At 67.6% G+C, this 23,532-nt stretch carries 22 protein-coding genes; 6 read left to right on the top strand and 16 right to left on the bottom strand.

Going from position 1 to position 23,532, the window contains the following annotated elements:
* Nucleotides 1-5 precede the first annotated feature (5 nt).
* Both VGI12_07630 and VGI12_07625 read right to left on the bottom strand, forming a co-directional pair.
* Nucleotides 6-695, bottom strand: a complete 690-nt coding sequence (locus tag VGI12_07630) for a PEP-CTERM sorting domain-containing protein (GenBank protein HEY2432530.1) — start codon at nt 693-695, stop codon at nt 6-8.
* A gap of 51 nt (nt 696-746) precedes the next feature.
* Complete coding sequence (locus VGI12_07625; protein ID HEY2432529.1) at nt 747-941, bottom strand: hypothetical protein; 195 nt, start codon at nt 939-941, stop codon at nt 747-749.
* Between the two features lie 155 nt (nt 942-1,096).
* On the opposite strand from VGI12_07625, the gene VGI12_07620 reads away from it, so the two are divergent.
* The 3 genes from VGI12_07620 (at nt 1,097) to guaB (ending at nt 6,680) form a co-directional block, all read left to right on the top strand.
* Complete coding sequence (locus VGI12_07620; protein ID HEY2432528.1) at nt 1,097-1,996, top strand: M23 family metallopeptidase; 900 nt, start codon at nt 1,097-1,099, stop codon at nt 1,994-1,996.
* A 109-nt stretch (nt 1,997-2,105) separates the two neighbouring features.
* Complete coding sequence (secA, locus tag VGI12_07615) at nt 2,106-5,087, top strand: preprotein translocase subunit SecA (GenBank protein HEY2432527.1); 2,982 nt, start codon at nt 2,106-2,108, stop codon at nt 5,085-5,087.
* Between the two features lie 66 nt (nt 5,088-5,153).
* The gene (gene guaB / locus VGI12_07610) at nt 5,154-6,680 is read left to right on the top strand and encodes an IMP dehydrogenase (GenBank protein ID HEY2432526.1); all 1,527 of its coding nucleotides are present in this window, start codon (nt 5,154-5,156) and stop codon (nt 6,678-6,680) included.
* A gap of 65 nt (nt 6,681-6,745) precedes the next feature.
* Here guaB and VGI12_07605 read toward each other — a convergent pair whose 3' ends face one another.
* Nucleotides 6,746-7,432 carry a hypothetical protein gene (locus VGI12_07605; GenBank protein ID HEY2432525.1) on the bottom strand — a complete coding sequence of 229 codons (687 nt, stop codon included), beginning with the start codon at nt 7,430-7,432 and terminating at the stop codon, nt 6,746-6,748.
* A 73-nt stretch (nt 7,433-7,505) separates the two neighbouring features.
* Here VGI12_07605 and VGI12_07600 point away from each other — a divergent pair, with 73 nt between their 5' ends.
* Nucleotides 7,506-7,766, top strand: a complete 261-nt coding sequence (locus tag VGI12_07600) for a hypothetical protein (protein ID HEY2432524.1) — start codon at nt 7,506-7,508, stop codon at nt 7,764-7,766.
* A gap of 41 nt (nt 7,767-7,807) precedes the next feature.
* Here VGI12_07600 and VGI12_07595 read toward each other — a convergent pair whose 3' ends face one another.
* Complete coding sequence (locus tag VGI12_07595) at nt 7,808-8,830, bottom strand: hypothetical protein (protein HEY2432523.1); 1,023 nt, start codon at nt 8,828-8,830, stop codon at nt 7,808-7,810.
* A 295-nt stretch (nt 8,831-9,125) separates the two neighbouring features.
* Nucleotides 9,126-9,614 carry a hypothetical protein gene (locus VGI12_07590; protein ID HEY2432522.1) on the bottom strand — a complete coding sequence of 163 codons (489 nt, stop codon included), beginning with the start codon at nt 9,612-9,614 and terminating at the stop codon, nt 9,126-9,128.
* 216 nt (nt 9,615-9,830) lie between these two features.
* On the opposite strand from VGI12_07590, the gene VGI12_07585 reads away from it, so the two are divergent.
* Entirely contained in the window at nt 9,831-10,406 is a 576-nt protein-coding gene (locus tag VGI12_07585; GenBank protein ID HEY2432521.1) for a hypothetical protein, read from the top strand.
* Between the two features lie 58 nt (nt 10,407-10,464).
* On the opposite strand, the gene tsaE is transcribed toward VGI12_07585, so the two are convergent.
* Together tsaE and VGI12_07575 are read right to left on the bottom strand one after the other, a co-directional pair.
* On the bottom strand, nt 10,465-10,869 hold the full coding sequence (gene tsaE, locus VGI12_07580; protein ID HEY2432520.1) for a tRNA (adenosine(37)-N6)-threonylcarbamoyltransferase complex ATPase subunit type 1 TsaE: 405 nt from the start codon (nt 10,867-10,869) through the stop codon (nt 10,465-10,467).
* A complete protein-coding gene (locus tag VGI12_07575; protein ID HEY2432519.1) occupies nt 10,856-12,433 on the bottom strand; it encodes an NAD(P)H-hydrate dehydratase in 1,578 nt (525 codons plus the stop codon). The genes tsaE and VGI12_07575 overlap by 14 nt, the downstream gene beginning before the upstream one ends.
* Before the next feature lie 146 nt (nt 12,434-12,579).
* Between VGI12_07575 and VGI12_07570 the strand changes: the two genes are divergently transcribed.
* The gene (locus VGI12_07570; GenBank protein ID HEY2432518.1) at nt 12,580-13,467 is read left to right on the top strand and encodes an aminotransferase class IV; all 888 of its coding nucleotides are present in this window, start codon (nt 12,580-12,582) and stop codon (nt 13,465-13,467) included.
* 63 nt (nt 13,468-13,530) lie between these two features.
* Here the strand turns inward: VGI12_07570 and gcvP are convergent, their stop codons facing one another.
* From gcvP to VGI12_07525, 9 genes are all read right to left on the bottom strand, one after another.
* Nucleotides 13,531-16,431, bottom strand: coding sequence for an aminomethyl-transferring glycine dehydrogenase (gene gcvP, locus VGI12_07565; protein HEY2432517.1), 2,901 nt, complete (start codon nt 16,429-16,431; stop codon nt 13,531-13,533).
* Entirely contained in the window at nt 16,428-16,805 is a 378-nt protein-coding gene (gene gcvH / locus VGI12_07560; protein HEY2432516.1) for a glycine cleavage system protein GcvH, read from the bottom strand. Before gcvH ends, gcvP begins: the two co-directional genes overlap by 4 nt.
* Nucleotides 16,805-17,908: a glycine cleavage system aminomethyltransferase GcvT gene (gene gcvT / locus VGI12_07555; GenBank protein ID HEY2432515.1), complete on the bottom strand. Its 1,104-nt coding sequence runs from the start codon at nt 17,906-17,908 to the stop codon at nt 16,805-16,807. Before gcvT ends, gcvH begins: the two co-directional genes overlap by 1 nt.
* A gap of 69 nt (nt 17,909-17,977) precedes the next feature.
* Nucleotides 17,978-19,588 (bottom strand): hypothetical protein, encoded by a 1,611-nt coding sequence (locus VGI12_07550; GenBank protein HEY2432514.1) that lies wholly within the window; start codon nt 19,586-19,588, stop codon nt 17,978-17,980.
* Complete coding sequence (locus VGI12_07545) at nt 19,585-20,220, bottom strand: ATP-binding cassette domain-containing protein (GenBank protein ID HEY2432513.1); 636 nt, start codon at nt 20,218-20,220, stop codon at nt 19,585-19,587. Before VGI12_07545 ends, VGI12_07550 begins: the two co-directional genes overlap by 4 nt.
* Nucleotides 20,217-20,897, bottom strand: a complete 681-nt coding sequence (locus tag VGI12_07540) for a hypothetical protein (protein ID HEY2432512.1) — start codon at nt 20,895-20,897, stop codon at nt 20,217-20,219. The genes VGI12_07545 and VGI12_07540 overlap by 4 nt, the downstream gene beginning before the upstream one ends.
* Nucleotides 20,891-21,841, bottom strand: coding sequence for a hypothetical protein (locus tag VGI12_07535; GenBank protein ID HEY2432511.1), 951 nt, complete (start codon nt 21,839-21,841; stop codon nt 20,891-20,893). The genes VGI12_07540 and VGI12_07535 overlap by 7 nt, the downstream gene beginning before the upstream one ends.
* Nucleotides 21,841-22,047, bottom strand: coding sequence for a hypothetical protein (locus VGI12_07530; protein HEY2432510.1), 207 nt, complete (start codon nt 22,045-22,047; stop codon nt 21,841-21,843). The genes VGI12_07535 and VGI12_07530 overlap by 1 nt, the downstream gene beginning before the upstream one ends.
* Nucleotides 22,047-23,474 carry a sigma 54-interacting transcriptional regulator gene (locus VGI12_07525; GenBank protein HEY2432509.1) on the bottom strand — a complete coding sequence of 476 codons (1,428 nt, stop codon included), beginning with the start codon at nt 23,472-23,474 and terminating at the stop codon, nt 22,047-22,049. Before VGI12_07525 ends, VGI12_07530 begins: the two co-directional genes overlap by 1 nt.
* Nucleotides 23,475-23,532: the final 58 nt, after the last annotated feature.

The raw sequence follows: 23,532 nt of genomic DNA, 5'->3' as shown, positions 1-23,532 counted from the left end.
GGTGGTTACACCAGCTGACGTCCGAACCACAACAGGCCGGTGACGGCCGTGCCGAGCAGCAGCAGCGATGCCGGTTCCGGCGTCGATGACCCGCCGGGATCGCCGCCATCGACGCTGAAGCGAATCAGGAAGCCGCGGTTGCCGGCGTTGTCGCGCAGCCCGAACGTCATGTCGGCCTGCGTGCCGCCGCTGAACCCGTGGAACGACAACAGGTCGCGCGCATTGCTGTCTTCATCGACCTGCAGCGTCGCGCTGCCACCGTCGGCGAAGACGGCGCTGCGTGCCAGGCCGCTGTTCCAGGCGAAGCTCAACCCGTCGGTATTGTTCGACGTGCTGTAGCCGGCCGGTACGTAGACCGGCTGCGGATGCGGGTCCATCTCATCGAACCCGTCCGAGAGCGGATCGAGGATTTCCGCCGTGATCGTGGTGAAGGGATTCCCCGCCGGATCGACGACCGAGAAGGTGACCGGCACGTTGGCGCGCGAGTCCAGACCGTCCACGAAGACGATCGCGCTCGAGCCGCCGGGCAGCACCAGCTGTCCGAGGTCGAGGGTCGACCCGCCCGACACGCTGGGCAGCACCACCGTCGCCCCGCTGGTGGTGCTGAAGACGGTCGAGATGGGTTCGGCCCGCGCTGCAGCGGGATACACCAGCGCAGCGCAGCCCAGGGCCAGGGCCACTTGCAGACGTTTCATGGCACCTCCGGCCGTCCTCGAGAGAACGGCTTCAGCACGAAGCAGGTTGACTCACGGCGTCAAGCGCCGCACCACACCACCGAGCGCGATGAGCGCTACGCCCGACAGCACCATCCAGGCTGGCTCGAGCGGACGTCCCGCATAGCCGCGGCTCATCGTCAAACCGGCTGCCGTGACTGCCGGTTCGCCGAACCACGCCACGGTTACGCCGACGAGGAGCGCGGCGAGGACGACAGTTGCCTTCATTTGCCGTCTCCTTTCCGCATCTGGTGCACTGTTTACTCATTCAACCGACCTTCGCAGGGTCTGGACGTTCGGAGTGCAAGCCTGCGGCCGTGGTCGCCGCAACTACACGGCTGTGCTATAGTTCCGTGGTTCCACCCAAAGCCCGGCCGAGTTATATGAACGCGCGACGCTATACCGTTGTCATCGCTGATCGCCAGACCGGCACCGTCCGCCGGTTGACCATCTCGTTGTGGCCGACACTGGCCATGGTCGCCGGGGTGTTTGCGCTGCCGGTGCTCGTCGGCATGGGCGCGCGCTGGAGCGCGTCGGCGATGATCAACGGCCTGCACGCCAACAACGCGGCGCTGCAGGTCGAGAATGCGAGTTACCGCGCGGCCACCGGCCAGCTGGCCGGCCAGGTGTCGGCGCTGCAGGCCGCCGTCGACGAGCTCGGCGAGCGGGCGACCGTCGATCCCACCGCCGGCAGGGCGATCGACAGACTTCCGTCAAACGTGAGATCACGCGCGATGGGCGGCGCGGTCGGCAGCGGCATCGCGCCAATGCTGCGAAGCGGCCTCTCGTCCCCCGATACGGTCCTCGGCGTCCTCAGCGACCTGCTGGGCGCGATCGGGAACCGGCTCGACTCGGTGCGCGACAGCGTCGACCGCCGCAACGCCCTGGCCGCGGCCACGCCGTCCATCTGGCCGGTCGCCGGCTGGCTGACCTCCAGCTACGGCAACCGCATCGATCCGTTCACCAACGACAAGGACTTCCACCCTGGCCTCGACATCTCCGCCGACTACGGCCAGCCGGTGCTCGCCACCGCCGACGCGACCGTCGCCTCGGCCGGCGCCAATGGCGCCTACGGCAACATGGTCGCGCTCGATCATGGCTTCGGCATCATGACCAAATACGGCCACCTGTCGCGCATCGCGGTGATGGCCGATCAGCACGTCAAGCGCGGCGACGTCATCGGGTACGTGGGATCCACCGGGCGTTCGACCGGCTCGCATCTGCACTACGAAGTGTGGATGAACGGCAAGCTGACGAACCCGATGACCCTGCTCGCGCACTGATTGTCGGAGGGCTCCGCCCCTCGCACTCTCCCCCACCCGCACTCTCCGTGCCCGCCGGTCCCGCGCGCCGCTCGACAAGCTGCTACAATTACTGGATACCCGCTCTCCCATGATCATCGACAAGGCACTGGCGAAAGTCTTTGGCACAGCCAACGAGCGCGAGCTCAAGCGGCTGACGCCGGTCGTGGCGCAAGTCAACGCGCTCGAACCCTCGATCAAGACCCTCACCGACGAACAAATCCGGGGCAAGACAGCTGAGTTCCGGCTGCGCCTGGAACAGGGAGAGACGCTCGACGATCTGCTGCCGGAAGCCTTCGCGGTCGTTCGCGAGGCGGGCCGCCGCACGCTCAACATGCGGCACTTCGACGTGCAGCTCATCGGCGGCATGGTGCTCCACCGCGGCAAGATCGCCGAGATGAAGACCGGCGAAGGCAAGACGCTGGTCGCGACGCTGCCGGCCTTTCTCAACGCGCTCGCCGGCCAAGGTGTCCACGTCGTCACGGTCAACGACTATCTGGCCCGCCGCGACTCGGAATGGATGGGCCGGATCTACCGCTTCCTCGGCATGACGGTCGGCGTCATCCAGCACGACCTCAACGATCAGGAGCGGCAGGTCGCCTACGCCTGCGACATCACCTACGGCACCAACAACGAGTTCGGCTTCGACTATCTGCGCGACAACATGAAGTTCGAGCTCGCGCACTACGTCCAGCGCGGCCATCACTTCGCGATCGTCGACGAAGTCGACTCGATCCTCATCGACGAGGCGCGCACCCCGCTCATCATCTCCGGCCCCGCCGAGGAGTCGACCGAGCTCTATTACGAGGTCGACCACATCATTCCGCGGCTGGCCAAGGGCGCGACGACCCGCGGCGACGTCAAGGCCGAAGACCGCGAAGAGCTCGAGAAGACCGGCGATTACATCGTCGACGAGAAGCACAAGACGGTGACGCTGACCGAGAGCGGCATGGCCAAGACCGAGAAGATGATGGCCCATCGCCTCGAGCCGAACACCGACGGCCTCTACGATCCGGCGAACATGCGGGTGCTGCACCACGTCAACCAGGCGCTGCGCGCCCACACGCTCTTCCACCTCGACGTCGAGTACATGGTCAAGGACGGCGCGGTCGTGATCGTCGACGAGTTCACCGGCCGCCTGATGCCGGGGCGCCGCTGGAGCGACGGCCTCCACCAGGCCGTCGAGGCCAAGGAGCACAACTCCCAGCATCCGGAGGTGAAGATCGAGCGCGAGAACCAGACGCTCGCCACCGTCACCTTCCAGAACTACTTCCGCAAGTACAAGAAGCTCTCTGGCATGACCGGCACCGCCGACACCGAGGCGCAGGAATTCGCGGACATCTACAAGCTCGACGTGATGGTCATCCCGACCAACCGCCAGCTGCAGCGCGTCGAGGAACCCGACACCGTCTACCGGACCGAGAAGGAAAAATACGACGCGATCGTCACCGACATCCTCGACAAACAGACGAGCGGACGGCCGGTGCTGGTCGGCACCGTCTCGATCGAGAAGTCGGAGCGGCTGTCGAAGCTGCTGAAGCTGCGCGGCATCCGGCACGTCGTCCTCAACGCCAAGTTCCACGCCCAGGAAGCGGAGATCGTCGCGCAGGCCGGCCGCAAGGGCACCGTGACGATCGCGACCAACATGGCCGGCCGCGGCACCGACATCCTGCTCGGCGGCAATCCGGAGTTCATGGCGCGGCAGCAGGCGCTGGCCGATCAAATCGTCGAGAGGCTGCCGAAGGGCCAGGAGAAGTTCGTCGACGACGCCGACTTCATCTACTTCTACCACCTGGACAGCTTCTACCGCGCGCCGCGCGGGCAGTACGAGCAGATGTTCAACGCCTACAAGCGCAGCACCGACGTCGAGCACGACGAGGTGGTGAGCCTCGGCGGGCTGCACATCATCGCCACCGAGCGTCACGAGGCGCGCCGCATCGACAACCAGCTCCGCGGCCGCGCCGGCCGGCAGGGGGATCCGGGATCGTCGCGCTTCTATCTCTCGCTCGAAGACGACCTGATGCGCATCTTCGGGTCGGATCGCATCTCCGGGCTGATGCAGCGGCTCGGCATGGAGGAAGGCGTCCCGATCGAGCACCGCATGGTGACCAAGGCGATCGAGCGCGCGCAGAAGCAGGTCGAGGCGCAGAACTACAGCGTGCGCAAGCACCTGCTCGAATACGACGACGTGATGAACAAGCAGCGCGAGAACGTCTACGCGCAGCGCCGCGAGATCCTCGAGGGCCACGTCCGTTTCGAACAGGGCGAGGAGCCGCTCGACATCCGCGCCTATCTGACGGCGCTCGCCGAGGACATGGCGGCCAACACCGTCGCCAGCTACGCCGACGAAAAGGCCGATCCGGAGGAATGGGACCTCGACGCGCTGGCCGCCGCCGTGTCGGAGGTGTTCGGCTTCGATCCGGACGAGCGCGAGCAGCTCGACTTCGGCAGCAAGACCGCGGAGGAGATGACCGATCTCGTCTGGGATCTGGCCAAAGCGAAGTACGAAGCCAAGGAGAAGCTGCTCGACGATCCGGCGATCCTCCACCGCGTCGAGCGCGACATCATGCTGCAGATCGTCGACGCACAGTGGAAGGATCACCTCTACTCGCTCGACCATCTCAAGGAAGGAATCGGCCTGCGCGGCTATGGCCAGCGCGATCCGCTGGTCGAGTACAAGAAGGAGAGCTTCGAGCTCTTCACGGCGATGCGCGATCGCGTCGAGGAAGAGATCGTCCGGTACCTGTGGCGGTTGATGCCGGTCGTCGGCGACGGCACGGCTCCGGCCGCGGTGCCGCAGCGGCCGGCGCCGCGGCGCCCGAGCCCGTCGCAGGTCACCCTCAATTCGCCGTCGTCACAGCCCGCCTCGCCGTTTGGCGCGATCGGTGGCGGCGCGCCGCCCCCGGGGCCGCCGCGCGGCGCCGGCCCCGCTCAGCCGCCGCGGCCCGCGCGCACAGGCGGCGACGACGTGGTCAAGCAGGTCAAGCGCGACGAACCGAAGGTCGGACGCAACGACCCCTGTCCGTGCGGCAGCGGCAAGAAGTACAAGAAGTGCCACGGCGTGAACACGTGACATCCCAGGGCGGACCGCTTGGTCCGCCCTTGTTGCAGGCCGGGCCGGCAGGTCCGGCGGGGGCATATGGAAACTCGCACTGACGTCCTGAACGCGGATCAGATCTCGGTCGGTCTCACGACCGCCCTCACCTTCGACGACGTTCTGCTGGTGCCCCAGCATTCGACGATTCTGCCGAGCGCGGTGGACGTCAGCTCCTGGTTCAGCCGCAACATCCGGCTCAACGTGCCGCTCGCCAGTGCGGCGATGGATACCGTCACCGAATCGCGCCTGGCGATCGCGATGGCTCAGCAAGGCGCCATCGGGGTCATTCACAAGAACCTCACCGTCGAGGAACAGGCCCAGGAAGTCGACCGCGTGAAGCGCTCCGAGAGCGGCATGATCGTCAACCCGATCACGCTGTCGCCGACCAACCGGATCTTCGAAGCGCTGGAGCTGATGAAGAAGTACCGGATCTCCGGGGTGCCCATCACCCAGGACGGCAGCAAGGAGGGACGGCTCGTCGGCATCCTCACCAACCGCGACCTCCGCTTCGAAACCAATGTCGACCGGCCGATCGCCGACATCATGACGCGCGAGCCGCTGTTCACCGTGTCGGTCGGCACGACGCTCGACGCGGCCCGTGACATTCTCCACCGGCACAAGGTCGAGAAGCTGCTCGTCGTCGACGATCAGTACCGGCTCAAGGGGCTGATCACCGTCAAGGACATCCAGAAAGCAATCAAGTATCCGAACGCCTGTAAGGATTCGCTCGGCCGCCTGCGCTGCGGCGCCGCAATCGGCGTCGGCAAGGACGCGTTCGAGCGCGCGGAGGCGCTCGTCGCCGCGAACGTCGACGCGCTGGTGATCGACACCGCGCACGGCCACTCGCAGGGGGTCCTCGACATGGTGCGGCGGGTGCGCCGCCAGTTCACCGCGGTCGACGTGGTGGCCGGCAACGTGGCCACCGCGGAAGCCACCGAAGCGCTGATCGACCTTGGCGTCGACGCCGTCAAGGTCGGCATCGGCGCCGGCTCGATCTGCACAACGCGCGTCGTCGCCGGCATCGGTGTGCCAATGATCACCGCGATCGCCGAGTGCGCGCGCGCCGCCGCCCGCCACAAGGTGCCGATCATCGGCGACGGCGGCATCCGCTACTCGGGCGATATCACGAAGGCGATGGCCGTCGGCGCCAGCGCGTGCATGATCGGCAGTCTGTTCGCCGGCACCGACGAGAGTCCGGGCGAGATGATCCTGTTCCAGGGCCGGAGCTTCAAGGAATACCGCGGCATGGGCTCGCTCGGCGCGATGCGCCGCGGCAGCCGCGATCGTTATTTCCAGGACGAGTTCGATCTCGAGCGCAACCCCGAGGCCGCCGAAAAGCTCGTTCCCGAAGGCATCGAAGGGCGCGTCGCCCACAAGGGATCCGTCGCCGCGATGGTTCACCAGCTCGTCGGGGGACTCCGCGCCGGCATGGGTTACACCGGTTCGAAAGACGTCGCGACGCTGCAGCACAGCGCCCGGATGATCCGCGTCTCCCCCGCCGGTCTCCGCGAAGGGCACGTCCACGACGTGATCATCACGAAGGAAGCGCCGAATTACAGAGTGGAGTAGGTCGGGGGATCGAGGGATCTGCCAGAGTTGCGATCACCCGACCTCCCTTCCCCACCACATTCCTTCTAGTTTCCTCCGCAGGTTCCCGGAACCTGTCGAATCGACGTCACGGTGAAGTTCGTCGGCGCGGCGCCGGAGGCAGTTGGCGCAACCGATCCCGCAGCGCCGGTGGCGGCCGTTCCTGCCCCGACCGTGCCCGTTCCGGTGGGCGGTGCCGCGGCGGTTCCGTTGCCACCCGCGGCGGTTGCGCCCGTAGCCCCGGTGGCCGGCGCGCCCGGTGCGCCCGTTACGGGGGCGCGTCCGGACGTGCCAACACTCTGCGATGCCGAGCCAGGCTGAGGCGCCGTCGTGCCAATCACCTCCACGCGCGAATTGCCGTATTGCCCCATCGCGCTGCGATCACCGCCGAGGAGCGTGTAGGACGTCGGCGAATTCGCCGCGCCGCCAGTCACGCCGTTCAGCGTGTAGGCCGCGTTCATTCCCGTACCGCCCGTGAGACAGCCAGTGACGGTGAGCGGCTGACTGGCGGGGGGAGTCGTACCCTGCGTCCCTGGAACGGGCTTCTGAATCTGGCTCCCGGTGGTGGGCGGCGTGGCCGGCGTAGTTGGTGAGGCCGGCGTGGCCGGTGTCTGCGACCCATGCGTCTGCGTACCCTGTGGCGGTGTGCCGGTCTGACCGGTCGGCGACTGCGCCGCGACCGAAACACCAAGTGCGACCGCGAACATCGTGCCGAAGATATAGTTGCGCTTCATTCCATCTGCCTCCATTTGTCCTTGATGGAGACCGCTGCAAGCACGAGGACGTCAGCAGGAGTAGACTGGCCGCATGACCGCCACGGTCGTGCTCGCGTCGCTCCTGTCTCTCCTGTCAAGGCCCCCGCAAGAGTCAGCCGTGCAGCCGCGGTTTGCCATCCGCTTTCCAGTCGCGCATTCGGCAGTCGAACGCTCGCGAGCGGACGTCATCTGCGGCCTGGTACTGATCCGAAAGACCCCGGCCGACGATCCGAAAATGCTCGTGCCGCGGCGTGAGACCGGTGCGGCGGTTCGCCGCGTCGAGCCGTTCGCCTGCACCGCCGCGCAGCGCTAGGGGCTTTCCGCGCGGGCCTACACGCCCGCTGGAAAATGGCGCTAGCGCGTCGTCGCGCTGCCGCTGGCGATCGTGCTGAGCGCCGCCGCGCCTGCAGCCCCCTCGAGCAGCGCCCGTTCTGACGAATTCGCCTGGACACGCGACCGAATGCCGTCGGCGGTATCGAGCCTGAATCCTTGACGGGTGTGGAACGTCCACGCGGCGGCACCGGCGTCACGCGCGTGCGTCACCGCGCCCCGGAAGTGCGCCGCATCGCCGTCCGCGTCGAGAGTCTTCCCCTCCACACGGTGGCAAATCGTCATCCCGGAGTTCCACGCCTGCGGCTCCTGTAGGTAGACCGGCCGGCCTGACGCGGCCAGCGGCGCGACGGCCGCCGCCGTCTGCTCCGCCCATTGGGCGACGCGCGGATCGTGATACGCGATCGCGGTCGCGCCGATTCGCTGGTTGTAGGCGATGACGTCCGGCGCGGGCCCGCCGCGCGAGGCGACGATCACTCGAGCGGCGTCGACGGCGGCGATCGCCTCTCGAAGCCGTGTCGTCTGCGCCTCGCTGAGCGCGTTCTTGTCGATCTCGTTTTGAAGATCGATCAGCACGTTGCGATACGGCGCGAGCAGTTTCGCCGTCCGGGTGGCGGCGCGGACGTAGTTCTCCTCGTTCAGGCCCGGCACCGTCTCCCGCGTGAAGGAGACGTCGACGACGAGCGTTCTTGCGCGGGCCGCGTCGATCAGATCCAGCAGGCGCTTCAGCGGCCCAGACGCCGGAGTCGTGTCGCCGCGCACGTTGCCGGCCGCATCGAACAACGTCGTCTCGTCGGACTCGATCGGGCAGTACCCGGCATCGCGCCGCTGCCAGTTCGGCAGCACGCGAATGCCGTCGAAGCGCAGAGTGACGGACAGGTAGTCGAGGTCGTCGTTCAGTTTCGAGGCGTGGAGGCCGTCGAAGTACGAGATGAAGAGGAGAAGCCGCGTCGCGCGACCATCGATGCCGAACCGCGTTCCATCGACCGACAGCGTCTGCGCGCCGGCCGTGCATGACCACAGGCAGATAACGGTACTCAGCGCCACTGCCGCGATGCACCGCGACTGCGTCGCTCCCCTACCACTCCTGCTCTTCATGCCCCCTGGCCTGGGCAAGCCAGTCGCCGCTGACGTGATCCGTTGAGGGCGCCGAATACTGACGACGGACCCGCGCACGGAGCATGACCCCCGCCCCCACCGCAAGGAGCGTGATCGGGATCAGCCAGAGTGCGCGCCCCATCATGTGGTGCGCGAGCAAGAACAGAGCCGGATGAGGCAGGGCGATGAATGGCCGCGAGTGCCTTCCATGTCGGTATTCACGTCGGTAGGAATTACGTGGCGGTCACTGACCGCCGCAGCTCCCTGGCACCTGCTTGATCGCGGTCACCCGGAAGAGCGGAGCTGACTTGGACTGCGGCTTCTTCCCCGTCGTCGTCGTCATCGTCGTGCCACTCACCGTAGAGTCTGGATTCGGTGGGGGGAGAAGGACACCCTGGACCTCGACGCGCGAATGCTCGTACTGTTTCAGCTGGGCGGCCTCCAAGCCCTCGAGGGTGTAGGACTCCTCGACGGTCTTGGGATGCTTCTTCCCGAGATGAAGCGTGAGAAACGCTCCGGTGTTCGCTGCGTCGGCGTTCATACCGGCTGGCCCCGTTCCCTTCGAACCACCCGAGCCAGGCATGCTGACGCTCCCCCCGGGCATCAGACATCCCGTCAGAGCGGTCGGGGTTTTGTCAGAGGCGACAGGCACATTCAGCGTCGCCGACTGCTGCGCGCCAAACGCCAACGCCATGATCGTCACGATGGTGGTTCCAAGCTGCGCACTGTTCATCTCTGCACCGCCTTGTCCCCCATCGTAGCGCGTCGGGCGGCAGCCGTGTAGGCCGCCGCCCGTCATCCTGCCAACGCTCGTCTTTTTGAAAGAGCGCCGGCCTGGATCGTCAGTTAGTGTCCGCTGCAGCTGTCGCTGATCTTCTTCACGGAGTCGACGCGCAGGGTCTCGTGATCCGACGCGGCGCTCAGCGCGCCCGCGTTCGAGCCGCTGGTCATGCTGCCGGTCGGGCTCGATCCCGAGGTGCTCGAGCCGGCGGCCGACGTCGTGCTGGAGCTGGGGCTCGAGTTGCCTTCTACTGTCCCGCGGATTTCGACGCGAGCGTTAGCGTACTTCTGCAGATCGCTCTCGTGGCCGACGAGCGTGAACGAGCTGGCCGATCTGCTCGCCGACATTCCCGACGGCGGCTGGCCGCTCGTGCCGGTGGTCGAGGAGCCCGTGCTCGAGCCTGACGTCGACGAGCCGCCGACCATCGCGCTGGTCAGCATCCAACCGCGCGACGCCGAACTGGTGCTCGAACTTCCACTCGTGCCGGTCGCGCCGGTCGAGCTGCTCGCACCGGAGCCCGGAACGAGGCAGCCGGTCACCGTGACGGTCTTCTCGTTGCGGCTGCTGTTGTGGTTGCCATTCGCGTCCTGCGGCGTCGGAGATTGCGCAGCGGCCGTGCACACCGCGAGTGCGAACGCCGCGGCTGTTCCAAATACATGTGAGCGCTTCATCAATATGCCTCCAAAGGACATCTTCGTTCAGAGGCTGCATCTGCAAACGAGCCGCCGTCGTCGAAGGCCATGAATGGGTGCACAGCGGCCAGGCAGACGCCGCGGAAGCGAGCAACTGTTTCCAGTACGTACTACTCGTGTACGCGAATTCGCCGCCGGTTGTCATCGACACGCTCGAGCTGCGCTTCGACTGCCGCGGTGGGCCGGCCGCCCCAGCGATCCGCCCATTCGATCGCCACGATGCCGCCACTCTCGATGAGATCGTCGAGGCCGAGGTCTTCGATCTCCGGAGGCGAGAGACGGTAGAGATCGACGTGATAGAGCGTCGCGCGTCCGCCTCTGTATTCCTGGATGATCGTAAAGGTCGGGCTCGACACCTCGTCTGCGGACGCGCCGAGTCCGCGCGCCAGTCCGCGGACGAACGCGGTCTTCCCCGCGCCGAGGTCCCCATAGAGCAGTACGAGCGCGCCGGCCCCGAGACGTTGTGCCAGCGCCTCGCCGGCCTGCTCCGTCTCGCCTTCGCTAGTTGTTATCACGCTTGACCCGGCGGCGGGCGGTCAGCTCGAGCACGGCGTCGCCGAGGCGCGTCGCGATGTCGGACGGCAGCAGCGCCGTCTCGCCCTCGTCCGCTTCGGCGAGATCGCCGGCCGTGCCGTGCAGGTATACGGCCAGCTTGCATGCGGCCTCGGCGTCGAGGATCTGCGCGAACCAGGCGGCGATCATGCCCGTCAGCAAATCGCCGGTACCGCCCGTAGCCATTCCGGCGTTACCAGTCAGGTTCACGAACGATCGACCCTCCGGGCCGGCGATGATCGTACGATGCCCCTTCAGCACGACATGGCAGCGGTGCCGCCTCGCAAAATCGCGCGCGTGTTCGAGCCGATCCGCCTGCACGTCTTCGATGCTGCTCTGGAGCAGTCGCGCCATCTCGCCGGGATGCGGCGTGACGATCACGTCGACCCCGTCGCGTCCGGTCAGTCGCTCGGGATCGTCCTCGAACGCGTTGAGCGCGTCGGCGTCGAGCACCAGCGGCACGCCCGAGCGCTCGAACACCGCGTGGACGAAGGCTGTCGTCGAGGGATCCTGCCCGAGCCCGGGGCCGATCGCGATGACGTCGGCCTTGAAGTCGAGCACGCGATCGGCGGCGCTGAAATCGATCGTACCGGCTTCGGTCTCCTCGAGCCCGAGCGTCATGTACTCGGGCGCCATGGCGGCGACAATCGGCAGGCAGGATCTGGCTGTGGCGATCGTGACCAGCCCGGCGCCGGAGCGAAGTGCGCCGGTCGCCGCGAGATTCGCGGCGCCGGTGCGGCCTCGCGATCCGGCGATGACCAGCACACGGCCGAAGTCCCCTTTGTGGGAGTCGGCCGCCCGCGCCGGCACCAGCTCGCGCATCCGTTCCCGTGTCAGCAGCTCCAGCCGGGGCCCGTCGAGCTCGTCGATGACCGAGGCGGGAATGCCGATGTCGGCGATCACCAGATCGCCGCCGTGCGCATCAGCCGGCGGCAGGATCAGCGGCAGCTTCGGCGCAGCCAGCGTCACCGTCATCGACGCCTCGATGGCTTCCCCGTCGACCTCGTGCGAGTCGGCCGAGACGCCGGTCGGCAGGTCGATCGCCACTACCGGCACACCCAACCCGTTCACGTCGGCGACCACGGTCTCGAGCAGACCGGTCAGCGGCCCGTGGAACCCGGTGCCGACGATCGCGTCGACGATCAGGTCGCACTCGGACACCTCGCTGAAGTGCAGCTCCCACTCCTGCGCGTTGGTCACCTCGACGACCGTGACGCCGACCCTGCCGAGAATCTCCAGGTTCGTCCGAGCGTCGCCGCGCACGTCCGAGACGCTGCCGAGGATGTAGACGACGGCCTCGATGCCGCGCTGCGCCAGCGTGCGGGCCACGACGAAGCCGTCGCCGCCGTTGTTCCCCCGTCCGCACAGGACGCCGACCCGGCTCGACGACAGGTCGTCGAACGCCGCCTCCATCGCGGCAACGGCCTGTCGGCCGGCGTTCTCCATGAGCACGAGGGAAGGAATGCCGATCTCGTCGATCGTCTGGCGATCGGCCTCGCGCATTTGCTGGGTGTTCAAGACGCGCATGGTCAGTTAGCAGTGTCCAGTTGGCAGTCGACAGTGGCCCTCAGCCGGGGACGGGCCGTCCCTTTGCGTGGGTGTCCGCAGCACAAGTGAAGTCTACTGCCAACGGCCTGCCGCCACCTGCCAACCGACAGTGCTACGATCTTGCGATGCGCGGAGCAGTCTATGTCAACGGCCGGATCACTTCCGCCGACCAGGCGGTCGTGCCCGTCTACGATCATGGCTTCGTCTACGGCGAAGGCGTCTACGAGACGATGCGCACCTACAACCGCGTACCGTTCCTGTACGACCGGCACATGCGCCGGCTTCGCCAGTCGGCGGAGCGGCTCGCGCTCGGCGTGCCGTTCGACGATCCGGCGCTGCTCTCCTGGATCGACCAGACCGTCGGCGCCGCCGGCGATCTGCGCGAGGCGTACATCCGCGTGCTGCACACGCGCGGAGTCGGAGACCTCACCTACGATCTCCGATCGACGCCTACTCCGACGACGGTGATCATCGTCAAGCCGTTCGAGCCGTACCCGGCGCGCGTCTACGACGAGGGCATCCGCGTGGCGCTCGTCGACATGCTGCGCAACCATCCGCGATCGGTCAACCCGATCATCAAGTCGAACAATCTGATGAACAACGCGCTCGCCATGCAGGCGGCGTATCGCGCCGGCGCCGAAGAAGCGCTGATGTGCAACTACCGCGGCGAGCTGAGCGAGTGCTCGCAGTCGAACTTCTTCCTGGTGCGCGGCGGCGCCGCGTTGACACCGACGTCGGAATCGGGCTTGCTGGAAGGGGTGACGCGCGCGTTCCTGTTCGAGCTGGGGCGCGAGCTCGGCATCGACGTGCGTGAAGAGACGCTGGTGCCGAAGGATCTCGAGACCGCCGACGAGATGTTCATCACCTCGACGACGCGCGAGCTGTCGCCGGTCGTCAGTGTCGACGGCCGCCCGGTCGGCGACGGTCGTGTGGGGCCGGTGACGAAGAAGCTCACCGCGCTCTACCAGCAGCGTGCGCAGGAACTCACCCGCGCGCTGGCGCGTCAGGCCTGAGCCGGCTGTCCAGCCAACCGTCGGGCGCCGGCCTCATCTCCTGGTCTTCATGCGACGCGGCCGTCAGCGTGTCGCGGCGGACTCGTACGCGTCCATCGGCGGGCACGAGCAGATTAGATTGCGGTCGCCGTACGGATTGTCGATCCGTGCGACCGACGGCCACACCTTGTGCTCGCGGACGAACGGCAGCGGGAACGCCGCCTGCTCCCGGGAATAGGGATGGTCCCAGACGTCGGCCACGACCATGTCGACGGTGTGCGGCGCGTTCTTGAGCACGTTGTTCCGCGCGTCGGCGCGTCCTTCGACGATCGCCGCGATCTCGCCGTGGATCGCGATCAGCGCGTCGCAGAAGCGATCGATCTCTCCCTTCGGCTCGCTCTCGGTCGGCTCGATCATCATGGTGCCGGCGACCGGGAACGAGACGGTCGGCGCGTGGAAGCCGTAGTCCATCAGCCGCTTCGCCACATCCTGTTCGTCGACCGGCACGGCGCCATGCTTGAACGGACGCAGGTCGAAGATCATCTCGTGCGCGACGCGGCCGTTGTGGTTCGCGAAGAGCACGTCGTAATGTCCCTCGAGGCGCGCCTTGATGTAGTTGGCGTTGAGAATCGCGACACGCGTCGCCTCGGTCATGCCGTCCGCGCCGAGCATCCGGACGTAACCGTAGGAGATCAACAGGATGCTCGCGCTTCCCCACGGCGCCGCCGAGATCGCCGGGATCGCCTTCGGGCCGCCGACCGTGACCACGGCGTGGCCCGGCAGGTACGGCGTCAAATGGCTCGCGACGCCGATCGGCCCCATTCCGGGCCCGCCGCCGCCATGCGGGATGGCGAACGTCTTGTGCAGGTTCAAGTGGCAGACATCGGCGCCGATCGACGCCGGGCTGGTCAGCCCAACCTGGGCGTTCATGTTGGCGCCGTCCATGTAGACCTGTCCGCCGTACTCGTGGACGATGGCGCACATCTCGCGGATGCGCTCTTCGAAGATGCCGTAGGTCGACGGATAGGTGACCATCAGCGCCGCCAGCGCCGCCGCGTGCTGCTGGGCCTTGGCGCGCAGGTCGTCGAGCTCGATGTAGCCGTGCTCGTCGCACGCCACCACCACCACCCGCATCCCGGCCATCGTCGCGCTCGCCGGGTTCGTGCCGTGTGCCGAGGCAGGAATGAGTACGATGTCGCGCTGCGCGTCGCCTCGGTCGCGATGGTAGGCGCGGATCACCATCAGGCCGGCGAACTCCCCCTGCGCACCCGAGTTCGGCTGCAGCGAGAAGCCGGTGAACCCGGTCACCTCGCAGAGCGCCGCTTCCAGATCGCGGAACACGTCGGCGTACCCCTGCGCGTGGCCGGTCGGCGCAAATGGGTGCATCCGGCTGAACTCAGGCCAGGTGACCGGCAGCATCTCGGCGGCCGCGTTCAGTTTCATGGTGCAGGAACCGAGCGGGATCATCGACGTGTCGAGCCCGACGTCCCGCCGCTCGAGGCTGCGGATGTAGCGCATCATCTCGGTCTCGGAGTGATGCGACTGGAAGACCGGATGCGTCAGGTAAGCGCTCGTCCGGCGCAGGTGCACCGGCGCCTTGATCATCGGCGGCGCGCCGGCGCGGTAGAGCGGGCGGTTGCCGGCCGTGAAGCACGCGACGATGTCGGCGACGTCTTCGATTGTGGTCGTTTCGTCGACCGAGATGCCGATCGCGCCGTCCCCGGTATACCGGAAGTCGAGGCCGGCGGACTCGGCGGCGGCGCGCACCGCGGTGGGCGTCGCCCCGTCGATGCGCAGCGTGTCGAAATAGGCCGCGTTCGTCTGCCGCAGGCCCGCCGCGACGAGCCCGTCTTCCACAGCTCGAGCCATGCCGTGAATCCGCTCACCGATCGCGCGCAGCCCTTTCGGCCCGTGGAAGACCGCATACATCGCCGCCATATTGGCGAGGAGCGCCTGGGCCGTGCAGATGTTCGACGTCGCCTTCTCGCGGCGGATGTGCTGCTCGCGCGTCGCCAGCGCCATCCGGTAGGCGCGCCTGCCGCGCGCGTCGACCGACACCCCGATGATCCGGCCCGGCGCCTGCCGCACGAACGACTCGCGGGTGGCGAAGAACGCCGCGTGCGGACCACCGTAGCCGAGCGGCACGCCGAAGCGCTGCGAGTTGCCGACGACCGCGTCGGCTCCCATTTCGCCGGGCGGCACCAGCAGCGTCAGCGCCATCAGATCACTCGCGACCGCGACGAGCACTCCAGCGGCGTGCGCCCGCTTGATGATCGGTTCGAGGTCCCGTACCTCGCCGTGATCGTCGGGATACTGCAGGAGAAGGCCGAACGCCTTGTCGAAGGCACACGTCTCCGGATCGCCGATCTCAAGCGTGATGTCGAGCGGCAGCGCCCGTCCGCGCAGCACGTCGATCGTCTGGGGGAACGTGCGCGACGAGACGAAGAACACGCTCGGCTGTCCGGCCGGCGCCTTCTTCGCGTTGACCCGATGGAACATCCCCATCGCCTCGGCGGCCGCCGTGCCCTCGTCGAGGAGTGAGGCCGACGCGATCTCCATGCCGGTGAGATCGGCGACGACCGTCTGGAAGTTGAGCAGCGACTCGAGGCGGCCCTGGGCGATTTCCGCCTGGTACGGAGTGTAGGGAGTGTACCAGCCGGGATTCTCGAAGATGTTGCGCAGGATTACGGCGGGGGTGTGCGTGTCGTAGTAGCCCATGCCGATATAGGACCGCGTCACGCGGTTCCTCGCCGCGACATGCCGCAAACGCCGCAGATAGCCGGCTTCGCTCTCGGCAGGCGGCAGGCTCAGGCGCCTGGCGAAACGGATGCCGGCCGGAATCGTCTGTTCGATGAGCGCGTCGAGCGAGGGCACGCCGATCGCGCGCAGCATCTCGTCCTGCTGCGCCGCGTCGGGTCCGATGTGTCGCCGCTGAAACGTGTCGAGGTCCGATGTCCTGGATCCGGGGTCCGCGTTCGTGCTCACTTCGTCAGATCCGTATACGCGGCCGCGTCGATCAGATCGTTCTGATCGCCGCTCACTTTCATGGCAATCATCCACGAGCCGTGAGGATCCTTGTTGACCTGCTCGGGATTCTGCACGAGCGCCGCGTTGACCTGTGTGACCTCGCCGCCGACCGGGCTATACAGCTCCGAGACCGCTTTCACCGATTCGATCGTGCCGAAGACTTCACCCTTCTTCAGCGTGCGGCCGATCTGCGGCAGCTCGACATAGACGACGTCGCCGAGCTGCTTCTGGGCGTAGTCGGTGATGCCGACCTGGGCTTCGTCCTTGCCGGGAGCACCCAGGCGAATCCACTCGTGATCCTTCGTGTACTGGAGATCGGTCGGGTAAGCCATCACTTTGCTCGCTTGTAAAAGGGCATCGAAACCACGGCCGCTCTGGCGCGGCGGCCGCGGATGTCCACTTCGAATTCCGTTCCGGGCTGCGTGCGATCGACCGGCAGATAGGCCATGCCGATCGCCTTCTTCAGAAACGGCGTCTGCGTACCGCTCGTGACCACGCCGGCCTTCACGCCGTCGGCGTAGACGTCGTGGCCGTGCCGCGCGATCGCGCGTTCCAGCATCTCGAACCCGACGAGCCGCCGCGGGGCGCCTTCGGCCTTCTGCTGCCTGAGCACGCCGGCGCCGAGGAACTCGGGCTTCTTCCACCCGACGATCCAACCGAGATCCGCTTCTACGACCGTGGTCGTCTCGTCCATGTCGTTGCCGTAGAGGCGCATCGCGGCTTCCAGGCGCAGCGTGTCTCGCGCGCCGAGCCCGGCCGGCAGCACTCCGGCCGGTTTCCCTGCCTGGAGGATGGCATCCCACACCCGCTCGGCGGCGTTGGGCGGCGCGAATACCTCGAACCCGTCCTCACCGGTGTAGCCCGTGCGCGAGATCGTCACGCGGACGCCGGCCACTTCACCGGTCGCAAACCAGTAGTACTTGAGCGCCGCGAGATCGACGCCAGTCAGCGACTGCAGCACTTCTCTGGCCACCGGCCCCTGCAGCGCCACGAGGGCGTAGCGCGAGCTGGTGTTGACAGCCACGGCATCGCCGCCGACCTCGCGGACATGCTCGGTAATCCAGTGGAAGTCCTTGACGATGTTGGACGCGTTGACGACGAGCATGAAATGGTCGTCCGCCAACTTGTAGGTCAGCACGTCGTCGACGAACGTCCCCTGCGGGGTGGTCAGCGCTGAGTACTGGATCTGATTGACGGCGAGCCGCGAGGCGTCGTTAGAAGTGATGTGCTGGACGGCGTCGAGCGCGTTGGCGCCGGCAACCTCGATCTCCCCCATGTGGGACACGTCGAACAAACCGGCGCGTGTCCGCACCGCCATGTGCTCGTCGACGATGCCGCTGTACTCGACCGGCATGTCCCAGCCGCCGAACTCGACCATGCGGGCGCCGAGAGAGCGATGACGGGCGTGGAGCGGAGTCTTCTTGAGGGCGTTCAAGCCTTCAAAGGTACTATGCGACGACCGATTTCGACAAGCGGGCGCCCACCCTCCACCAGGGCCCCTCCGTCATCGAACGCTCAGGCGCAGGTCACGGGGGCCGTCGCGCGCCGAAACCGTCAGGATCGACGGGACGAGGGACCGCTCCTCACGGCCGCAGATCAAGACGAACTCCCAGGTCCCTTCCTCGGGCAGGACCATCGAGAACAGACCCGGCCCGGTGCGCGACGCGGCAACAATCTGCAACCCCGATCGCCCGACCGGCCCCGCCGCCTTGAGGTCGCAGCTGGTCTCCTGATCGAGCGCGATCGAGACAGCGATCGGACGACCGAGCTCGATGTCGCCGAGCTCGATCAAGGGGAGCGGCGCCCGCGGCAGCGGCACCCGCACTGTGGGGAAGCCGGCGCCGCCGATACGCAGTTCCCCTCCACCGTCCGGTGCCAACGCGACGGCGAATCGACCATCCGAACCGGTGCGGGCTTCTCCTCCCTTCACTTCGATCGGATCAGTGGCCGCCGCATATGCCGACGGGTCGGGCGCGCTGATCACGTCGACGCCGGCGGCCGGCCGACCGCCGGAGAGGACGCGGCCACCGGCCACGCCGGCTGGCTGCAGCCGAATGCTCACGGCCGTCACACCAGGACGGAGCCGCAGCGAGGTGCGCCCGAACTGCGGATGCCACGCGACGATCTCGTAGTCCGCCTCGCCAGCGCTCTCGACCACGACTTTGCCATCCGAAGCAGTCGTCCATTCACCCGCAAGCACGCGGCGTGGCGGCGGCTGTCCCGGCGTCACGATCTCGGGCTGACGATCGATCAGCCGAAACAAGGTGACAAGTGCGCCAGGAATCGGATCCCCGCGATTCGACGCCACGACCGCATCGACATCTCTCCGCGCTTCGAGCACGACGCGCAACGGCGACAGCGGCGTGTCCCTGGCGACCTCGTCCAGCGAGAGAAACTGCGGCCCCGATCGCACACTGCGGACTTCGAGCCACGAATCGGGCGGTGACGACCCTCCCGCGAGCCAGAAGACGCCAGGCGAAAGGGGGAAGACCTTGAGATCGAGCTGTCTCGTCTCGAGGCGCACGGCCCTGGCGCGCTGCGGCGGCGTCTGCGGCTCGGCCGCGGTGAAGCGAAGGCGCGGTGGCAGTCCCCCGTCGCGGTCGGAGACGACGGCAAGCCGGCCCCACGCTGACGCACGCAGGGTGGGCACGGCATTTCCACTGACCGGAGCCGCCAGCAGCCACCCATCCTGAATCGCCGTCACGACGCCGGCCGCGTCGAGCGGCAGGCCCATGCACTCCCACCGCGATGGAGACGTCCACCAGCACGCGGGCCACACTCCCCCGATGCCATCAGCGCTGATCCAGGTGAGCGGCGCAGCCGCCGCCGTCACTCCGGCGGTCGATCCAACGACCGAGCGCCGCCAATTGCCGTCGACACGCCGTTCGAGGGGACGGTCGACAATCAACGGCCCGTCGAGCAAATACAAGCCATCGGGACGCTGCAACAACACCACGATCGGAGATTCGACGGCCAGCACGAACCTGACGTCCCGGCCGTCGCGCTCGACCGCCACATGCAGCGGTACCGGCGCACTCCCCTGGCGCCATGCGTACGGCGTCACTGTGGAGACCTCGGCCGGAACGTCGTGATAGACGATCGGCATCGCGATCATCGGCCACCCCGTACAAAGGCACGCTGGATCTGCTCGAGTCGTGGCCGCTCATCGCGGGCGACGAGCGGCGAGCACCGCCCGTCCTCGAGCATGACGAATCGCGTGCAGATCGAGTCGAGGTCATACAGCCGGTGTGACGACAGCAGGATCGCCGAGCCGGCACGCTGCCAACGCCGCAGCGTGTCGGTGAGCCATGCGGCTCCCGGCGGGTCGAGCCCTTCCCACGGCTCGTCGAGCAGCACGATATCGGTCGGATCGCCGGCCAGAAAGACCCGCAACCCGAGTCCCTGGCGGCTGCCCCGCGACAGCCGGCCAATCGCACGCCGCTCGGCCGCAACGATCGAGAAGAGTGAGGCCCAGCGGCGCGCGCTGATGGTTGGCGGCAGCGTGCCTTCGCCCCCGAAATACCGTACAGACGGCACGGCGAACGGTTCCGACGGCAGCCAGCGCACGCCACCCGCGTCAGGCCGCATCAACCCGGCGGCGACACGCAGCAGTGTGGTCTTTCCGGCGCCGTTGGCGCCTAGCAGGCCGACCGCTTCGCCGGCGCGTACCTGCACCGATGCCTGGTCGAGCACGCGGTGCCGGCCGAACGCCTTCGACACGCCCGCAACGTCGAGGCGCGGTGTCACGCTCGCTCCACGAGGTATACGTCGATCCAGCGCCCGGCGCGCCAGACAGTCAGCATGAGCACACAGCTCGCGGCCAGCGCGGCAGTGACCGACGCGGCGTCGATGCCGGACGGACCACCGATCAGCAGAAACGGACACGCTACGATCGACATCGCCCGTCTCGTCACCGCGAGGGCCGAGGTACCCGGTCCGGCCCAGGACAGCAGATCCGGATGACGGAGCAGCAGCCAGCCGAGCACACCCATCCACAGAGCGCCGGCGGCGCCACGCGGCAGCGCGAAACCGCACGACCATGCAATGGCCGAAACGATGAAGAAGGCTGCGAGACGCCGACCGGCGAGTGCCGAAAGCACCACCGCGCTCCCCTCCACCCAGCCAGCCAACACCAGGGCCAGCCATGCCACCAAGGCCGGAACGACCGATGCGCCCCACTGGACCGCCAGAGCCGCCGCGCGGCTGCGTCCGTACCCGAGCATCGGATCGAAATGACCGCGATGCGCCGCCATCAGAAAGCCGCTCGACGCCATGAACATCTGCACGAACAACAGCAGCCCCAGCGCCGAGTCCAGCTCGCCGGGGCTCGAGGCCACGATCACCGCGCCATAGAGCGTGACCGCCGCCAGCGCGACGACTCCAGACACGGGAAACGGCCGCAGCGCGAAGAAGAAGCTCACCATGCAGGTACCTCTCCGACTTTTCCGCTGGCGAGCAGCAGCTCGACCCTCCGGGAGTCCGCAGCAAGAATCAGACGGGCCGCTTCCGCGAGCCGGCTCTGCCCCAGCACCTCGCCTCGTCTCCCGAAACGCGCCAGCGTCCATCCGCCTGGCGTGTCGGCATGTCCCGGCGGCGGCACCCCGCTGCTGAGCACCCAGATTTCCCCATGCTCGGTGACGAACGCATCGCGTACGGGGCGAGGGGGATTGTCGGACGTGAGCAGCACCTCGGGCGACACGACGCGAAGCCCCGCCAGCGTCACACGCCGTGCGTGCCCGTCATCATCGACGAGGTTCACCGCGGGCTCGTCGGGAAACCAGCACGCGCGTTCGCGATCGCGCGTCGCTCCGCACGAGAGCAGGTTGAGGGCGGCGGCCGAGGCGCGCGCGAGGCCATCGAACCGCCTCGTCATGAGACTGCTCCAAGGCACGCGCGCGGGGGCGCCAGAACTCCCACTCGTCAGCGCCGGGGACGGAGCGGTGAACACGGCCTCCTGAAAGAGCAGCTGGTTCCCCGCGGCGAAGATCCCGAACTGCGGCGTCGGCAACGGAATCTGCTCCGCCAGGCGACCGGTGACCGAGAGGCGCGCGGCGACTTGTCGGCCTTTCAAGGTCCACAGCGTGCCATCCGACAACCGCGCCAGCCCCCAACACGATTCGCCAGGCGCCAGGGCCAGCCGGACCCGCTCGACACGCCTCCGTTCCACATCCACTCGCACCAAATCCAGGCCTCCCGCCAACAACGTCACCACCCCATCGTCTGACCTCCCGGCGATGACTTCGGAACCGATGACCGGTCCGAAGATCGGCACCGGTGCGACCAGAGCGGGCGCCTGCCCGGCCACGGGGGTCTTGCAGGCGCCCACGGTCATCGCCAGCAGCAGCGCCGAGCCGGCGAAGCGCAGCATCAGGCCCCTACCAGCTTGATGCGGACGCACTGGGTGTAGTCGAGCTCGCAGTCGAGGCCGGTCGCCCACCGGTACCAGAAGCTGTCGACGCGGGCGGCCCGGCCGTAACAGTCACCCAGATCGGTGGTGCATCCCGCGATCGCGGGACGCGGAGTCGCGACGAATCCGGCCAGCAGCACGCACGCAAACAGCAGTTTCTTCACCATTACAAACCTCCAGATTGAGCCGGCGCGCACCTCTGCGGACCATCCGCCCCGCCTGCGCCGCTGTGTGTGGCCGGAGGCAACCCGGCACGAGTCGCCGCAGGCATGCCGCGGCGTTGATCTGGTCGATAGCGGAGATAGGCCACGAGCGTGTGATACGAGATCCCCAGCTCGCGGCAGGTCCGGCGCTTGTTCTCGCCGCACCGCTCGTAGATCAACCGCGCATAGCGGGCGCCCCACGCCCGCATCGTGTCGACGGCGTGAACGGACGGCAGCAACACCGGCATATAGCCGTCGAGCACCGACGGTGGCAAATCCTCCAGCCGGAGCGCATCGTCTTCCGCCAACGCCACCCCGTGCTCGATGACCCGCTGCAGTTCGCGTACGTTGCCCGGCCAGCGGTACGCCACGAGCGCATCCGCCGCCGCCTGCGACAGCCTGAGCTTCCGGAAATCCCGATGCAGCGCGAGGAAGTACTCGGCCAGTTCGATCACATCCTCGGGACGCTCGCGCAACGGCGGCACGACGATCCCGACGCCGTGGAGGCGGTAGTAGAGATCGAGCCGGAACTTGCCCCGATCGACGAGCTCCGCGAGCGGCTGGTTCGTGGCGGCGATGATCCGCGTATCGATCGGCCGTGCGCCGATCGCCCCGACCCGCTCGACCGACATTTCCTGGATGGCGCGCAGCAGCTTGGCCTGCGCCGCCAGAGACAGATCGCCCACCTCGTCCAGAAACAGCGTCCCGGCGTCCGCATGCTCGAACTTGCCGCGGCGGCCGCGCACGCCGGTCGCCGTGCGCTCTTCGATGCCGAACAGCTCGGCCTCGAGCAGCGTCTCGACAATCGCCGCGCAATTGACGGCGACGAACGGCCCGCCGCGGCGCGGCGACAGTTCGTGAATCTGCCGCGCCACGAGTTCCTTCCCAACCCCTGACTCCCCCTCGATCAGGACGGTGAAGTGCGTCGCCGCCACTCGCTCCATCCGCTCGCGGACGGCCCGGATGCCTGCACTCGAGCCCACGATCGGTGCCGCGCCATTGCGCCGATATCCTCCCGCGGTCGTGAACATCCCCGCCCGCTGCGCCCGATCGATGGTGAGCACCAGCGACGCGATCTGCCGCGCCGCGTCGAGCAACTGGCGATCCCACGCGTCGAGCGCGCGCTGGGGATCGACGACCGCGTCGATGGCGCCCAACGTGAACTCGCCCGATCGCACCTCGAGCGACAGCACATCCTCCGGCGGGTGTGGAATCGCCGGCCCGTCGCGCAGCTCGACCTCGCGAAGGTGCAGCAGATCGCACAGCTTGCGCTCGAAGCGGTTGCGCACCGCGCGCGCCTCCCGACAGGACGGCAACACGTCCGCCACGGATTCGAGCAGAGCCATCAGGCCGCGCCGCCGCTCGGGTGCGCGCCTCTCACTGCGTGTCATGCCGCCTCCCCCATTGTTCGAGGCTGGCGCTCTTTCCAATTCCCTTGCCACCGGCTGC

The organism is Vicinamibacterales bacterium, from assembly GCA_036496585.1.
Lineage (GTDB): Bacteria > Acidobacteriota > Vicinamibacteria > Vicinamibacterales > 2-12-FULL-66-21 > JAICSD01.
The sequence above is the reverse complement of the archived record's forward strand: the minus strand, read 5'-3'. Positions and strand labels throughout refer to the sequence as shown.

What these genes read in the sequence shown, in the direction of transcription:
- VGI12_07570 (HEY2432518.1), top strand. Translation starts at nt 12,580, where the DNA reads ATGCGCGGAGCAGTCTATGTCAACGGCCGGATCACTTCCGCCGACCAG.
- VGI12_07525 (HEY2432509.1), bottom strand. Translation starts at nt 23,474, where the DNA reads ATGACACGCAGTGAGAGGCGCGCACCCGAGCGGCGGCGCGGCCTGATG.
- VGI12_07600 (HEY2432524.1), top strand. Translation starts at nt 7,506, where the DNA reads ATGACCGCCACGGTCGTGCTCGCGTCGCTCCTGTCTCTCCTGTCAAGG.
- VGI12_07620 (HEY2432528.1), top strand. Translation starts at nt 1,097, where the DNA reads ATGAACGCGCGACGCTATACCGTTGTCATCGCTGATCGCCAGACCGGC.
- VGI12_07605 (HEY2432525.1), bottom strand. Translation starts at nt 7,432, where the DNA reads ATGAAGCGCAACTATATCTTCGGCACGATGTTCGCGGTCGCACTTGGT.
- VGI12_07630 (HEY2432530.1), bottom strand. Translation starts at nt 695, where the DNA reads ATGAAACGTCTGCAAGTGGCCCTGGCCCTGGGCTGCGCTGCGCTGGTG.
- VGI12_07575 (HEY2432519.1), bottom strand. Translation starts at nt 12,433, where the DNA reads ATGCGCGTCTTGAACACCCAGCAAATGCGCGAGGCCGATCGCCAGACG.
- gcvH (HEY2432516.1), bottom strand. Translation starts at nt 16,805, where the DNA reads ATGGCTTACCCGACCGATCTCCAGTACACGAAGGATCACGAGTGGATT.
- VGI12_07540 (HEY2432512.1), bottom strand. Translation starts at nt 20,897, where the DNA reads ATGGTGAGCTTCTTCTTCGCGCTGCGGCCGTTTCCCGTGTCTGGAGTC.
- secA (HEY2432527.1), top strand. Translation starts at nt 2,106, where the DNA reads ATGATCATCGACAAGGCACTGGCGAAAGTCTTTGGCACAGCCAACGAG.
- VGI12_07535 (HEY2432511.1), bottom strand. Translation starts at nt 21,841, where the DNA reads ATGCTGCGCTTCGCCGGCTCGGCGCTGCTGCTGGCGATGACCGTGGGC.
- VGI12_07530 (HEY2432510.1), bottom strand. Translation starts at nt 22,047, where the DNA reads ATGGTGAAGAAACTGCTGTTTGCGTGCGTGCTGCTGGCCGGATTCGTC.
- VGI12_07550 (HEY2432514.1), bottom strand. Translation starts at nt 19,588, where the DNA reads ATGATCGCGATGCCGATCGTCTATCACGACGTTCCGGCCGAGGTCTCC.
- VGI12_07590 (HEY2432522.1), bottom strand. Translation starts at nt 9,614, where the DNA reads ATGAACAGTGCGCAGCTTGGAACCACCATCGTGACGATCATGGCGTTG.
- guaB (HEY2432526.1), top strand. Translation starts at nt 5,154, where the DNA reads ATGGAAACTCGCACTGACGTCCTGAACGCGGATCAGATCTCGGTCGGT.
- VGI12_07625 (HEY2432529.1), bottom strand. Translation starts at nt 941, where the DNA reads ATGAAGGCAACTGTCGTCCTCGCCGCGCTCCTCGTCGGCGTAACCGTG.
- VGI12_07585 (HEY2432521.1), top strand. Translation starts at nt 9,831, where the DNA reads ATGCTGCCGGTCGGGCTCGATCCCGAGGTGCTCGAGCCGGCGGCCGAC.